This is a genomic window from Streptomyces sp. NPDC093252, from assembly GCF_040683675.1.
In the GTDB taxonomy this organism is placed as follows: Bacteria; Actinomycetota; Actinomycetes; order Streptomycetales; family Streptomycetaceae; genus Streptomyces.
In genome coordinates, this window is the sequence record NZ_JBFBEM010000025.1 from 37533 (window position 1) to 52426 (window position 14894).

Sequence of the window (14894 nt, forward strand, 5' to 3'; positions counted from 1 at the left end):
CCGTTCAGCGAAATATAGGTCGCCATGCAGAAAACTGGCAATGGTTCTGTCTCGCGCCACGCCCCCGGGAGGCGGGGGCCGACCGCCGGGCGGCCATGTCGGGGGGTGCTCCACGCCGACAACGCCGCAACTCGCCCCGAGCGCCGTATCTGCCCCCGGTCGGCGGGTCGTCCCGTGTGGCCGACTGCCGCTGAGCGGGCGAGGTGAGTCAGCCGTGAACGGTCGGACCGATGGGGCCGGACGGCGGATCGAACGCCGCCGTCAACAATTCCTCGATCCGGCGCGACAGACTCGACTGACCCTGCCCCTGGCCGGCGTCAGGGTCGCGGGGCCGGGCGGCCAGATGGTCGTCGCCCCGCCGATACACCACCACCTGCGGCAACGTGCCCTCGGCGCCGGGGAAATAGGCGTGTGAGCCGTCCTCGGCCACCACCGTCAGACCGATGCGCAGCGCTCGCGCGATGGCACCCGGGGTGGCCGGGAGTGCCAGCGGCAGGTCCGTGACGCCCGACGTCCGCACGGCATCGTGCAGGCCGTGCGCGCCCCCGTCCGGGAGTACCAGGTCGTACACAGTGACCCGTCCGCCGGGGTCCAGCGCGGTCAGGGTGCGGTGGTCGGCGGCGGCGTCGTAGCGGCGTACGCCGTCCCCCGGACCGCCCGCGTCCTGCCACGGGGGGCGCTGGTGTGCGGGGCGGGGCGCGGGGTCCTGGCCGGTGCCGGGAGGCGTCGGGTGGGGGCCTGTCGTCCTGGCCGGTGTCTCAGCGGGCCGCCTGAGTGCCGCCGCCCCGCTGGCCGTCGCGATGCCCGGCCGCCCCGGCGGCGGCTCCGTGGCGTTGGACGGGGGGAACGTCACCCGGTCGGGGCGGGGTGTGGCGCCCAGCAGGCGGCGGCCGTCCGGGGTGGCGTTCAGCCAGTGCCAGCGGGTGAGCCGGTCGGTGGACTCGCGGACCTGGGTGTAGACGTCGGCGAGATGCTCGGCGCGGGCCCGCAGGACGTCCAGCCGGCCGGCGAACGCCTCCCGGCGGGCCTCGGCGTCGGCGAGGGCCGTGCGGGCGGTGGCCGTCTCCTCGGCGGGGGCGTCGGCGGTGAGTTCGCTGAGAGCCCGCCGGGCCGACTCCACCGCGCTGTCGTGGTCGGCACCCTGACCGCGCCGCAGATCCCAGTACGCTTTGTCGGCGGCGCTCCACGCCTTGTCCGCCTCGGTCACCGCGTGCCACGCGGCGGACGCGTCCGGCGGGAAGCCCTGGTCGTCGATCAGCCCCAGCGAGCGGGCGATGTCCTCCCGCACCCAGGCGAGCACGGTGGTGCCCGCTTCCCAGGTCTGCGACCCGCGCCGGGGATCGCCGAAGACCGTACGGGCCACCGCGCTGCCCCGCACATGGTGGTGGACGGACGCGACGGCCTGCCAGGTGGTGGGGATGGCGAAGAGGAAGGAGCGGGACGGGTTCGGCTTGACGTTGACCGACGACAGCCGGTCGCCGGTCGCGGCCAGCGCGTCGGAGTCGGCCGAGGAGTCGCCGGGTCCGGCCGCGCCCATCTGATTGGTGCCGGTGCCCTGGGCGGTGACCAGCGGACCGCCACCGATGGAGGACTGGTTCGCGCCCAGCCGGGAGACGGACATCCCGCCGCCGTGCACGTCCCGCCGCGGTGCCTCGTGCTTCATCGCGTCCGCGACGGTGAGCAGTTCGGCGCGGCGCAGGTCCGGCCGGGAGTACAGCCGCAGTTCGCCGTCCGCGCCGCCGAAGAACCCGCGGTGGGTCAGACCGGGCACCTGGTAGCCCTCGGCGGTCAGGGTGCGGTCGTAGAACGCGGTGAGGGCGCCGTTGCTGACGGCGTCCGCCAGGTTCTGCGCCGGACCGCCGCCGGGCCGGGTCAGCGGGGTGTTCCGCGCCCGGTCCAGCAGTGCCGCGTCCGTCTCCCCGGCGGTCGGGAACGCGGTGTCGTACGCGGCGGCCAGGGCCAGGGTCGCGGTCGCGTGCACCTCGTCGAGGCCGGTGATCCGGCGGACCGTGAAGCCGTCCTCCGGCAGGGTGAACGCCCGCGCGCTGTCACCGTCGGCCGGGTGCGGACGGGGACCGGCGGTGCCCGGCACGACCGCCCTGCGAGGAGGGACGGGTGGTGGCAACCGGGGCGGGGCCAGCGGACCGGGCACCGCGGGCCCGCCCGGATCCGCCGGGTCCGGGCGCATGAGGCTCAGCGGGTAGTGCTCGACCAGGTCGCCGGCCTCGCCCTCGGAGACGATGGCGGTACCGCCGTCGATCTCGGCGGTGAGCCGCAGCCGGTAGCGGGTGATGTACTCGCCGTGGGCCTGGGTGGTGGTGGCGGTGGCGATGGTGACGCGGCCCTCGGAATGGCTCTGGGTGGTGTTGCGCTGGGTGACACCCACCTCCGACCAGGTGGGGCCGGCGGCACGGGCCACGGGATCACCGGTGTGCACGGCGACCGAGGCCGTGGTGCCGACACTGCTGCCGGAGGTCCGGTTGCGGCTCTCCTGGACGATCTCCACGGCCTGCCGATGCTCTTCCAACTCCACGCTGTGGCCCAGCCCGCCGAACCCCGGCCCGCTCCCGCCGGGTTGGTTGGGGTTCCGGCTTCCGCCGGGTTGGCTGGGGTTCCGGCTTCCGCCGGGTTCGGTCCGGTTGCCGTTCCCGCCGGGTTCGCTCCGGTTGCCGCGTGCGCTGGATTCGCCGGGTTCGCTTCCGCCGTCCAGCGAGCCGTCCGGCCCCGGTACGGGGATCAGCTCCGCCCGCACCCGCACCCTGCGGTGCCCGATCCACACCCCGGCCCACTGCGCGCCCCACCGGCCGATCCGTGCGGGCGCCGACAGGCCGGGCCCGGTCTGCTCCCCGCCCAGTGCGCGGGCCACCCGGCCCGACACCAGCCGGTGGACGAGATCCCGGTCCATGCTGGTCAGCCCCAGCGGACTCAGCCTGCGGTCGAAGTCGCTCACCACCGACGCGGTGTCCAGCGAGCCGACCGGGAAGCCGCCGAAGGAGTGCCCGAGCAGCCAGGGCTGCGGCGACCAGGACCGGCCGCGGTACAGCGGAACGTCCCCGTAGGAGTCCCGCAGCACCCCGAGCCGGTAGGCGCTCTTCTCCGGGAGGTGCCCCACCCAGCCGCCCGGCACCAGAACCCTGCGCCCGGCCGCGCCCGCCAGCGCGGCCGGGACATGACGGTGCCGGGTCGCGTCGGCGCCGACCACGCTGGAGGCGGCGGCGATCTCGTGCAGCACGTCCCCGGACACCAGGACCTGACGGCCCATGTCCTTGCGGTTGATCTCGGACAGCGCGGTACGGGTGACGGACACCCCCGCCGACCGGTCGAGCCGGTACGGACTCACGACCAGGCCGTATGTGCCCAGGGCGCCCGGCCGTCCGCCGTGCGCGGTCTGGAACACCATCTGGCCGCCCACGGACACCGTGCTCGTCCGGGTGGAACGGCCACTCGTGGTGAGGGCGCCGCCGATCGTCGTCTCGGTGTCGATCGACATCCCCCGGGTCAGGGCGACCAGACTGGTGGGCACCAGCCGGGTGCGGTGTGCCACCACCGACGTACGGTCCAGGTACGGCAGTTTCGCCCACAGCCCGGACGCCCGCCAGCCCGTCGACAGGGAACTCTGGTCGAAGTTCGCCGTCAGGTACGGGCCCTGGAACACCCGCAGCACCGCGTCGTGCACCGGCGCCCCCTGGCGGGTGAGCTGCCACGAGCCGCCGGACGCCGACGCGAGCACGTCCTCCACGGCACGGGTGAGCACCGGGTCCGCGACCACCGAGAGCGTCAGCAGTGGATGGCGCTGGTGCTCCGGGGCCCTGCGCCGCAGCCCGTCGGCCAGCGAACGCTCCGCCAGCGCGAGATCCAGCGCCTCCCGCCGGCGCATCTCACCCACCCGCACCCGGGTCGAGCGCGCGGGGTGTCCGGGCCGGGCCGCCTCGGACGGCGGCCCGCCGGGTGCCCCGGTCGGCGCGTGCTCGACCGGCACGCTCAGCACCACTTCGCCGGTCACGGCCCCGCGCGATGCCCCCTCGTTCCCCACCGCACGGCCGGACCCCTCGCTCACCACCGCACGCAGGGACGTCTCACTTCCCACCGCATGCCCGGATGCCTCACTCACCACCGCACGCCGGGACGTCTCACTCCCCGCCGCATGCCCGGACGCCTCACTCACCACCCCCCGCCCGGACGCCTCACTTCCCGTCCCCCGCCCCGACCCTTCCCTCCCCGCCCCGGCGTCCGGGCCGAGCAGCGTGGTCTCCGGCTCCGACACCACGAACGGCTGGGTGCCGAGCACATTCAGCAGCAGTGCGCCCCGCAGCATGCCCCGCAGCCGCCAGAAGCCGCCCCGCTTGGCGGTCAGGGTCAGGTCGTAGCGGTACAGGTGCGAGCCCTTGGTCCCGATCGCCAGCGCCTCGTGCGTCGCCGAGGGACCGTAGCCGCTCTCCGACTCCTTGCGCCGGGAGAACGTCACCCCCGCCGAGGCCGTGCCGCTGCGCAGCGGCGCCCCGATGTCGTCGGTGGCCGTGTCCCGCCCCGACAGCAGACCCTCCACACCCAGGTGCAGACCGCGCGCCCCGGTCTGCTGCCCGCCCAGACTCTCGCTGCCCGGAGCGCTCTGACGCAGCCGCAGATCCTGGCGTGTCCCCTCGTACCGCCGCCCCGTCAGCCGCGCGTCCACCCACACATAGCGGCGCTCCCGGGTGGCGTGGCCGGAGCCGAACAGGGCGATCCGCAGGCCCGTGGTGGTCATCGTCTCCAGGTTGCCCGCCATGCTCTGGTGGCTGAGGGTGTTGAGGATCTCCAGGGTGTTGTTGAGGACCAGTTGGAAGTGGTCGGCGTCGCGCCAGCGCGGATCGGCCGGGTTCAGCTCGGCGGGCCGCGCCACCAGATCCGGGTAGGCGTCCGCCACGGCCCGCAGCACCCGGTCGGCGAAGTCCTCGGGCAGTGTCCGCCGCTGTCCGTCGTCCCCGGTCCGCAGCCGCTCCCCGCCCGCGAAGGAGAACTCCTCGACCCGGCTCATCCCGAGTGTCGCGGGCCGGTCCACGCTCAGATACGGCGGAACGGCGGGCTCGGGCCCGGCATCGCCGGCTGACGGGGGCGGCGGCTCCAGCCCGGCCAGCCTGCGCGCCTCGGCCAGCGGCAGCCGCTCCAGGCTCCAGGTGTCGAAGGTCCGTGAACGCGGCGGCTCGCTCCACCGCTCGGGCGGGTTCTTGCGCAGCCGCCCCGGCCGCTGCCCCTCGCGTGCCTGGCCGGGCCGGGCCGCCCGGGTGTCCGGCGGCGCGGTGACCGTGACCCGTTTCTGGACCAGGTACAGGCCGGTGGTCTCGCCCTTGATCTGCGCGGCCGTGCGGATCGCGCCGGTGCCGCCGGTCGCGTAGGAACGCGTCGACGAGGCCCCGTAGCGGGCGTGGGCGCCCACCAGCAGCCGCAGGTCCAGCAGGTCGCCCAGCAGACCGAAGAACTGGAACGACGGCCCGCCCGAGACGGTCACCTCGGCACCGCGGGACTTCGTGACCACGCGTTCGTTGCGGATCGTGCTCTGGAGGATGTCCCGCACCTCCGCCGCCTTCGTCGCGTCGATCAGCACCGCCCGGCCGGGGGTGACCCGCACCGAGAACACCCCGATCGGATCGCGCCCGGCGTCGTCCCGGAACAGCGGTGGTGTGGTGACCGGCCCGGTGGTCAGCGTCCGCGCCATGCGGTGGAAGCCCTCGGTGGAGAAGAAGTCGCTCAGTTGCGCCGCGGCGATGCCGTCGGCGCTGACCCGTGCCTGCGCCACCGCCCAGTCCCGGACATGCGCCAGCGGCCCGTACCCCTCGCTCGTCATCATCCGGTAGTGGGTGCCGGGTCCCAGGTCCATCGATTCCGGCAGCCCCTGACGCACCGCCTCGGGCTGCGGGGTGGTGACACTGTCGGCCAGCCGTACGAACAGCCCGTTGCGCACGGCGAATCCGAACCGGGCCCGAGGCGGCCCGGCGCGGTCCGGCCGGCCGTCCCCGTCGGTCACCTCGAACGCGTACCAGACGTGGGTGAGATGGGCGTGCGAGCCGTCCGTGGTGCGGGTCTCGTTCTGCGCGGCCACCACGTTCTGCATGGTGTACTGCACCCGTTTGCCCTTGGTGAGCTGCGCGGACAGCCGCACCCAACCGGTGAGGGCCTGCCGGGCCGGGCCCAGCGGCACACTCGGCAGCAGGGACGTGGCCGTGCTCTGCACCGAGTTCACCCCGGTGCCCCGGGTGTCCCGCACCATCGTGTCGAGCTTCACCGGGTTGGCGTAGCCGAACGCGAAGCGCTCCCAGCGCTCGTACGGCCGCGCGGTGACCGTCAGGATCCGGGTCGGCCCGTCCACCGTGGCGTACACGAACCGCTGGCCGTCGCCGAAGAAGTTCTGCGGGGTCCGGTCGAGCCGCTGCCGTACGTCGTCCAGCAGGCCGTCGCCGGTCAGGAAGCCGGTGCGCGAGGGGACCGGGCGCACGCCGGGCACCGCGGCCAGCCGGACCGCCAGTTCGTCCACGACCGACTCGACGCCGCGCAGCACCCGGTCCGACTGACCGAAGGAGTACGAGCCCTGCCGTACGGGCTCCGGCAGGAACGACAGCAGCGGCCCCATACCGCCCATGTAGAGCGGCAGCCGCGTCCCGTCGGTGAACCGCACCGGCCGCGCGACCAGTTCCGGGGGACCGAGGGTCCGGTCCAGCCGGGGCGGGCGGCGCTGGTCGAGATCCTGGCCGATCCAGGCGGACGGCGGCGGGGGCGGTGCCTCGGACCCGCTCTCGGCGGGACCGAGCCGGGAAGGCCCGGCCGTCTCGACGCCGACGTGCCGGTACGGCGTCCGGGCCCCGGTGCCGCTGTCGGCTCCGGTCCGGTCGAGGGCATCGGACACGGGGGTGCCGGTCCGCCGCTGCGGATGTGGCTGCGGCTGCGGATGCGCCAGGGACGGGGAACGGGACGGGGACGGGGACTGGGCCTGGGACGTGCCACCGCCCTGGTGGAAGCGGGTGGGACGGGTACCGAACTCCTCACGCAGCCGCAGCGACAGCTCCTGCGCCCGTACCAGGGGCGGGCGGGGGTCCGCCGAGTCGTGGTACAGCTCACGGGCGATCAGCGCGGCGAAGGCGTCGTGCAACTCCAGGTATGCCTGTTCCTCGGCGGACAGATCGAGGCGGGTGGGCGGTGGCGGCTGGTGGGTGCCGTCCATGATCTCCTGCGCCTGCCGGGTCCAGCCCTCGCTGACCGCGGGCGGCAGCTTGCCCAGCCGGCCGTCGGCCTCGTCGAAACGCGCCCGCCATCGGTTCACCAGGGCCTCGTCCACAGCGGGGTAGCGCGTGGCGGACGCCCAGCGGCCGTCGGCGCCGCGCACGGAGACCTCGGGCCGGGGCGAGGTGCCCGGGGAACCGGGGGAGAGGCCGGGCGGGAGGCCGGAGGGCTGATCGGTGTGCCGACCGGGGGGAGGAACGGCGGAAGGAACGACGGAAGGAACGGCGGAAGGAACGGCGGAAGGCCGGGCGGGCAGGTCGACGGGGGTGCCGTCCCGGACAGGGGCTGAGGGCAGCGCGTGCAGTGGCGGCTTCGGTTCCGGGATCAGACGCAGCTCACGCTGGTACTGTCCGCCGCTGGCTCCGGGGCCGGTGCTCTCGCGGTCGTACTGTCCGCCACCGGCCTGTCCGTCACCGGCTTCAGGGGCGGTGCTCTCGTTGCCGTGGAGCCCGTCACCGGCGTCACGGGCGGCGTCCTCGCTGTCGTACAGCCCGCCGGCGGGCGTCCGGTGGTGGACGGCCTCGTCGAGCACCAGCGTGGCACCGGAGACGTGCGTGGCCAGAACCGTTGGGTAGGGGTGGCCGCCGTCCGCCAGATCGCCCGGCGGGAAGGAGGATCCGGACGCGGTCCCCAGCGCCGTGCCGCCCTGCCGCGCGGGTGGGTCGGCGGCGGTACCGGGGGCTTCGGCGGTGGCCGTGTCCATGGAGGTGTCCGCGCCCACGACGGGCAGGGCACCGGATACGACCAGGGCGTCGGACACGACGAGGCCGTCGGACACGACGAGGCCGCCGGATACGACCACGGCGTCGGGTACGACCAGCCCGTCGGGGGAGAGGACGACGGCACGGGCGGCAGCCGTGCCGGGACGGTCAGGGAGGGTGGCGGGGGGTTCCCCGGTGATGCGGCGGTCGGCGGGAGCCCGCGTATCGACCCAGCGGGGTCCCTCGTCCGTGAGGTGCAGCGCGTAGCCGTGGTCCGGGGCGGCGGAGTGCTGGGTGAGGATCAGCGCGGTGGAGCCGGGACCGGCCCGGTGCAGGGCGTCGGTCAGCGACTGCCAGGATGCGACCGGCTGCCAGCCGGAGCCGGGAAGGGATGAGTGCACGGCGTCACGAGGGCCGGCGTAGCGGCCGTCCCCGGTCACGACCGCCCGCGCACCGCCGCCTGCGGGAGTGTCCGTCGCGTCCGTGACGGGCTGCGGGTACAGCTCCAGCGCCAGCAGCTCCAGCGGAACGAGGCCATCGGGCAGCGCCCATAGCCCTACGGCCCGCACGTCGGCACGCTCCACGGCACGGTGCAGAGAGCCCGGGGCGTGCTGCCCGGTGTTGTCGGTGTGCCGGGGAGCCCGCGCGACGTCGGGGGCGTTCTCCTCCCGCGTCGGCTCCGGCCGGGACGGGGGCGGCGTCGAGGGCCGTGCCGGGGACGCGGCCCGGTCGGTGCCGGGCGCGGAAGCGGCGGGCGGCGGTGGTGGTGGGGAGAGCAGCTTGAGCACGTCCTGAAAGGCTTCCTTGACGCGTCTGCCGGTGGTCTCGCCGCCGAACTCCATACCCCGGCTGAGCCGGTCCCCGACCACGCTGGAGACAAAGGTGCCGGAGCCGGTCTCCAGTTCCTGGGTGGTGATCCCGTTGTAGACGAGTTCGGAGGCGCTGCCGTGCACGCCCGCCATCAGGCCGGTGCTGAAGTGGCTGCCGAACTTGTGGCCCCAGTCGGGGGCCAGGACCCGGCTCACGTCGGACGACAGCGCCCGCCGTATCCCGTCCCCCGGCGGGAAGCCCTTGGCCAGCACGGTGTCGAGGGCGTCCGACAGGCGCTTGGTGCCCGCGTGGTGAAGGCCGTCCAGCAGTGTGCCCGCCCACTCCCGGCCCAGGCCGCGGGCCGCAACGCCGTCGGGGAAGTCCCCGAATCGCCGGGCGAACAGCTCACCCGCGCCGTGTATGAACGCCTCACGGCTGGCGGCGTCGAGGGTCCGGCCGCGGGCCAGGTGGTCCACGATCGGGGTGACTCCGCCCGCCGCCGGGTCGTCGGCGTTCTTCCCGAACACCGTCCCCAGGACACCCAGCAGATCCCTGGCGGTACGCTGCCCGAACCCCTTCCACAGCCCTCGGGCGAACGCGCCCGCGAGCGGTGACACGAACGGCGACAACGCCCCCTGTACCGCCCCGAACGCCACCGCCTGCCGCAGATAGTCCCCGCCGTGCCCCGTGTGCCTGCCTTCCCTGGCCAGCGACCAGCGCACGAGCAGATCCATGGCCGCCCCCACCCCGATGTTGGTGAGCTGGTGCGCGGCGAGCGTCGCGAGCAGCCGGAACAGGGCGCTGCGCAGGACCAGTCGGAACCATGACCGCAGAAACGTCTGTCTGATCAGTGCGCCCGCGGGGTTGAAGACCGCCATGACCAGCGTCAGCGCCCACTCGAACACGAACATGACCAACTGCGCGATGATCATCCGGTTCGTGTACTCGACCTGATAGGCGGCCTCGTTCGCGAAACGCGCCACCTCCTGGCTCGCCTGCTTCAACTGCTCCAGCGCGTCACCGCCGCTGCTCGACGCCAGTGTGCGGATCGCTGCCACGAAGGCCGCGTCCCACTCCCCGGTCGCGTTCGCCGACACCTGCCGCGAGATCTGGGCCACCAACTCCTGGAACCGCTCCAGCACCTTCCCCAGATCCTCGTGCGGCTGCTGTAGATCGGTACGGATGCGCAGCGGACTGGCGTCGGGCATCTCCTCGCCCGTGAGAACGAGGAAGAGCCCGTTGAGCGCGTCGGATGCCATGGCTGTCAGCGCCGGTTCCGGTTGCCGCCGTGGATCTCGTCGAGCGCGGTGCTCTGCTGGTCGGTGAAGCTGTCGGCGGTGGATGTGACCAGCTCACTGAGTCGCAGGATGGCGGTGAAGAGCTGGTCGACGGTGTCCGAAATCTGATTCTGCATCGGGATGTAGGTCGACAGGATCTCCTGGACCGTCCTGTCGCTCGGATCGCCGATGGTCGGCCGCTGCGGGTACTGCCGGGACCCGTCGTCGTACGCACTGTGCCCGGTACGGGTGAGCTGGGCCAGCGCGTCGAAGTTCCTGCCGCCCGTCCTGATACCGTTCGGCGCCGCGGCGAAGGTGCTGCTCTCGGGCATGTCGGTTACCTCGATCCGTGTTCAGCGGGCCACCCGACCCCAACCGGGGCTTGCACGACCCCTGCGGACCGCCGACGGCCGGACCACCGAGGCGGGCTGCCATCGGCCACCCCGAAGACTGTCCCGCAGCGCGTTCCGGAGGCCGTTCCGGAGGCCGTCCCGCAGCGCGTTCCCGTCCGCGGAACACCGTTGGTCCCGGGGGCGAAACCACGTCACCACCGAAGTAGGTGCAGTAGGCATCCCGGCCACATCCGACACGTGAATAGATCTTGAACGAGGCTGTCGGCGATCCGGCGATCCGGCGATCCGGCGATTCGCCGATTCGGTGAGTCGGCGATTCGGTGCGGCGGGGCAGGCACGGGCCCGATACGTCGAGCGGACGTTGGAGCGGCGCGGACGTTGGAGCGGCGCGGCCCGCATGCTGTGGTTCATCGACCGGCGCGTGCCCGTTCCCGCAGTGCCCCCTACCCTGGTCTGCCGCAGCGATGGGCCCGGCCCGGCCTCGGGAAGAGCCGGGTCACGGCCCGGGCATCAACCGGTCCGCGGGCGGTGCCTCCGATGCCGTCCGCGTCCAGCGGCGCCGTACGAGCGCTGCCGAGCCGGACACCTCGCAGTGCGCCGACCTGACCGAGGTCGCCCCGGGGCGTCGCTGTGTCGGTCTGGAGAAGGTGGCGCCGTGTCCCGCCGTGGGCGGACTCGGAGGTGCGGGTGCGGGTGCGGGTGCGGAGCTGATCGTCCCGAGCCTGCCCGCTTCGCCGACGGACGGGCTTGACCAGCGCTGGCGGTCGGCGGGCCAGACGGGTCGAGGAGCTGCTGGAGGCTCACCCACGTCTGGGAACGCCTCATCACGTCCGGGTCGAAGAGGCACTTCACGTCGTCCCACGGCAGATCGCCCACCCTGCCATGCTGCCCCGGCTCACCACCGGAGCGCGGCGCGGCGCGGCAGCGGCCCGAGGCGTCACCGCCGTCACTCACGCACGCACGACTGCGTCTGCGTCTGCGACCAATGGACGAGCGCGAGGCCGGGACGGACAGACCGTTGCGGCCGACTGGCTGTCAGCAGGCGAACGTGACCCACTGGTGCGAGCGCAGATATGCGGGGCCGATGTTGCCCGCCCATCCTTGCCCCATGCATCCGTTGTAGGAGGTGTAGTTCACGCCGTGGTAGAAGGCGACCGCGGTGAAGGCGGTGGAGGTTCCGTGGTTGTACATCGAGCGAGCCGGACTGGTCAGGGCCCAGGAACAGGTGATGGCCCCCGACGCCCAGTCTGAGTCGGCGTTGCTCCAGTTGCACCGAGAGCCGGTGCCGCCGGTGCCTGTGTAGAAACACACGTTGCCGCTGGGACAGTCCGAGTACGCGGCTGTCGCCGCATTGGCTGACGCGGGCGGCACGACAACGGCGAGGCCGGCAAGGGCGACGCCGGTCAGTACGAGGCGAAATCCGCGTGCGCGTTTCATGCTCTTCATGCCAACTCCTGGTCTTCTGTGCTGCGTCTCCCCCGAAGGGATCACGCTGCCGGCCGGTCCCCCTGCTCGCGCTCTGCCGCCTGGGGCGAGATTCGTGCACATCCCTCGGTTCGGGCAATGAGTGAACTGGCCAATCGAGACGGGCTGTCGCGGCCAGTCCACGAGAGAGCCAAGGGTGTGGTTGAGGCTCTGACCACCTGCTGTGGCCGAGGTGCGGCGGGTGGGGGAGCGCCCACTTGGCGCTGGGCGGGCGTCCGCGGGCTCCGGCGGGCGCGACTCACGCACCGCGCGGCGGGCAACTCCCGGACGACGAAGGCGGTCTCGTCATCCGCGGCAGCCAACGCCATCAGGCAGGCTCGGTGCCGCCACTTGCGCTGCACGGGTCTGTCTCATGCCCGGCACCACACGGGATCAGCCCGAAGGCCCTGAGCCCTCTGCCCTCTCTTCACCCGACCGGGTGGGAGGAACGGCGCCTGCCCGTCCTCTCCGGGAGGACCGGCGCGCCGGAAGAGAACACAGGAAGACCGCCGCCTCCCCCACGAAGCGACGGCCGTCAGCGCCTCGCCCGAGCTTTACGGGGGATGGGCAAGGCCCGGGTGAGGCAGTTCCTGTTGCCCGGCACATCACCTGTGCCCGAACGGGTCTGGCCCTGCCGGGAGGTGCATGCCGGTGCACACCGGGAAGCCGATTCCACGGATGGAGGGCTTCCCGACGCGTCCTACCTTCTCGCACCGAGCCGGGCGGTGGCCAGGAAGTCGGTGGGGGCTGCCTGTTGTGCGGACTCCTTCTGCACATCTGGACACTGCCCCGGCCGTGCTGAGGCCCGCAGTGCCCAGTACTCGCTGGTGCGTCTCGCGGAGGAGACCGGACGCGCGCCACGCCGATCACCCAGCAAACGAACGGCTGCGGCTGCGGCTGCGGCTGCACGAGATGCTGGGCCGCTACATCTCCCGCCTGCCCACCCCCATCACCGGCGTGACCGGGATCCCGTACGGGCCGGTGTGGCCGCTCGACACTCCCGCCCTCGCCCCATGGAGAAGCCGCCTCCTCGCCCGCCTCACCGACGTCCGGTTCGACTACCTGCACGTCCCCGACCCCGGCCACGGCCGCCGACCTGCTCACCGAGGAGACGGGGTGAACTCTGCCGCGATCCTGCCCAGCCGCAAAGAGGCGCCCACCATCACCGCCGTCACCACCGCCGTCGACACCGCCCTCGACGACACCCGCGCCGTCAGCATCCACGCCGACTCCTCCGACACCCCCGCGACCGCCGCCCGGTTCGCCGCCACCGCCACCCGGGCGGCGAAGGTGCCGCTCACCGGCCTGACGCGGGGCAAGGGCGCCCAGATCCTTGCCGCCACCCACCCCCCGAACCTCGCCGACGCCGACGCGGTACTGATCGCGGACACCGACACCCGTAATCCCGACCCGGACCTCCACGCCACGCTGCTGGAACATATACGCGGCGGGACCGCACACTGGCCGGCGCCGACTACCCGCGGTACTGGGACGAGACCAACCTCACCAACCACCTCGCCCGGCCACTGATCGCCGCCACCACCGGCCACGACATTCCCCAGCCGCTCGCCGGAGACCTCGCCCTCTCCCGCACCGCCCTGCCCCCGGAACTAGCGGCGTGCGCGGACGGATACGGCATCGACGCCCTCCTGCTGCTGACCGCCACCACCACCGGGCCCGCCGCCTCCGTACGGCACGCCGTGCCCAAGCAGCACGCCGCGTCTTTCCCCCACCTCCCCGCCATCTACCACCAGGCCGCCCCCGCCCTGCCGCACCTCACTGCGGCACGCACCCCGCCACCCGCCCCGCCGGGCCGCGGACCAGTGCCCTACCGCGCCGCCGACCGTACCCCGAAACCCTCCCCCTCACGGACATGCTCATCACGCTGGACGGCTTCGGCCCTCACCCCGGCGGATACGGTGAACAGCCGTGGCCGCACCACCTCCGCCGCGTGACCGACTGGCTCACCGGCGGATCACGCGCCACCACGCGGCAGCGGGCCGAGACGCTCGCCGCCGCACACGCCCGCCCGCACACCGCCGTCCTCACCGCCGTCCCACCCCGCAGGACCACCGCCGATGACCACCACCCCGACCTCCGGGGTCTCCGCCTTCGCCCTGGAACCCTTTCCCGAGATCCAGCCGGGCGACGATCTGGCGGGCACCATCACCGACGTCCTCAGCCGCACCGGCACCGAACTGCGCGACGGCGACGTCGTCGTGGTCGCCAGCAAAGTGGCGGGAGCGCGAGGCCCCATCATCGCCCGGCACCGACTGGGATTCGAACTCACGTCAGCGGGAGTCGACCGGGAGGGCCGGACAGCACATGGCTGCTGCTCAGCGATCCGGACGCCTCCGCCCGCGGCCTGCGCGACGCGCCCACCAAGGCAACCGGCGCGAACATCGCAGTGGTGATCGCCGACTCGGACCGGCCGGGCCGACCGCCGCGGGGCCACGGTGATCTCGATCGGCCCCGCCGGAGTCGCCCCCCTCCGCGTGACAGAGCATCACGGCAAGCGACAAGAATGGACGTTCACGACCTCATCACCGCGGCGGCCGGGATCATCCTCGGCCGGCGAGGCCGCGGCGCCCCGGTCGCCGTCCTGCGAGGTACCGCCCTACGCGCAGGGCGACGAGTGGCGTCGATGCTCCACCACCGACCCTGACACCGCTGAACACGGTGCCCACCGGGACCACCAGCACCCGGCCGGCCGCAACGGATTCCACCGCACCACGGCTACCCGACGGGTGCGCGGCTTCGTCGGCCCGTTGGCTGAACAGCCCCACATCCCGGCCGCACGCCGAGGAAGACCGCCCGAAGGGCGGCGGTCTTGCACTGCTGGACGGCTCCCTGATACGCAGCCGATGCTGCATCAGGCAGGAGAACCGGAACAACTGCTCGGGCCGGAGCCGAAGGCTCCGGCCCCACTCGCAGAGGACCTACCAGCTGTTGCCGATTTTCACGGGGGTCTGTGTGGAGTAGGCGCGGTTGCCGTCTCCGGGGTAGAGCCAGAGGTCGCCGGTCGTGTCGTTGCGGGT

Annotated in this window: 6 protein-coding genes; 3 read left to right on the forward strand and 3 right to left on the reverse strand. The window is 73.3% G+C overall.

What is annotated here, in order from left to right:
• Positions 1 to 208: 208 nt before the first annotated feature.
• The 3 genes from AB0O01_RS35435 to AB0O01_RS35445 form a co-directional block, all read right to left on the reverse strand.
• Positions 209 to 10021: a hypothetical protein gene (locus AB0O01_RS35435; protein ID WP_365320084.1), complete on the reverse strand. Its 9813-nt coding sequence runs from the start codon at positions 10019 to 10021 to the stop codon at positions 209 to 211.
• Positions 10022 to 10026: 5 nt separating this feature from the next.
• Positions 10027 to 10371 carry a hypothetical protein gene (locus AB0O01_RS35440; protein WP_365320085.1) on the reverse strand — a complete coding sequence of 115 codons (345 nt, stop codon included), beginning with the start codon at positions 10369 to 10371 and terminating at the stop codon, positions 10027 to 10029.
• A 1056-nt stretch (positions 10372 to 11427) separates the two neighbouring features.
• Positions 11428 to 11838 carry a peptidase inhibitor family I36 protein gene (locus AB0O01_RS35445; RefSeq protein WP_365320087.1) on the reverse strand — a complete coding sequence of 137 codons (411 nt, stop codon included), beginning with the start codon at positions 11836 to 11838 and terminating at the stop codon, positions 11428 to 11430.
• An 828-nt stretch (positions 11839 to 12666) separates the two neighbouring features.
• On the opposite strand from AB0O01_RS35445, the gene AB0O01_RS35450 reads away from it, so the two are divergent.
• The 3 genes from AB0O01_RS35450 to AB0O01_RS35460 all read left to right on the forward strand — a co-directional run bounded on the left by AB0O01_RS35450 (position 12667) and on the right by AB0O01_RS35460 (position 14521).
• On the forward strand, positions 12667 to 13386 hold the full coding sequence (locus tag AB0O01_RS35450) for a hypothetical protein (protein ID WP_365320088.1): 720 nt from the start codon (positions 12667 to 12669) through the stop codon (positions 13384 to 13386).
• A gap of 548 nt (positions 13387 to 13934) precedes the next feature.
• Positions 13935 to 14270: a coenzyme F420-0:L-glutamate ligase gene (locus AB0O01_RS35455; RefSeq protein WP_365320090.1), complete on the forward strand. Its 336-nt coding sequence runs from the start codon at positions 13935 to 13937 to the stop codon at positions 14268 to 14270.
• Positions 14222 to 14521: a hypothetical protein gene (locus tag AB0O01_RS35460; protein WP_365320130.1), complete on the forward strand. Its 300-nt coding sequence runs from the start codon at positions 14222 to 14224 to the stop codon at positions 14519 to 14521. Before AB0O01_RS35455 ends, AB0O01_RS35460 begins: the two co-directional genes overlap by 49 nt.
• The last annotated feature ends 373 nt before the right edge of the window (positions 14522 to 14894 follow it).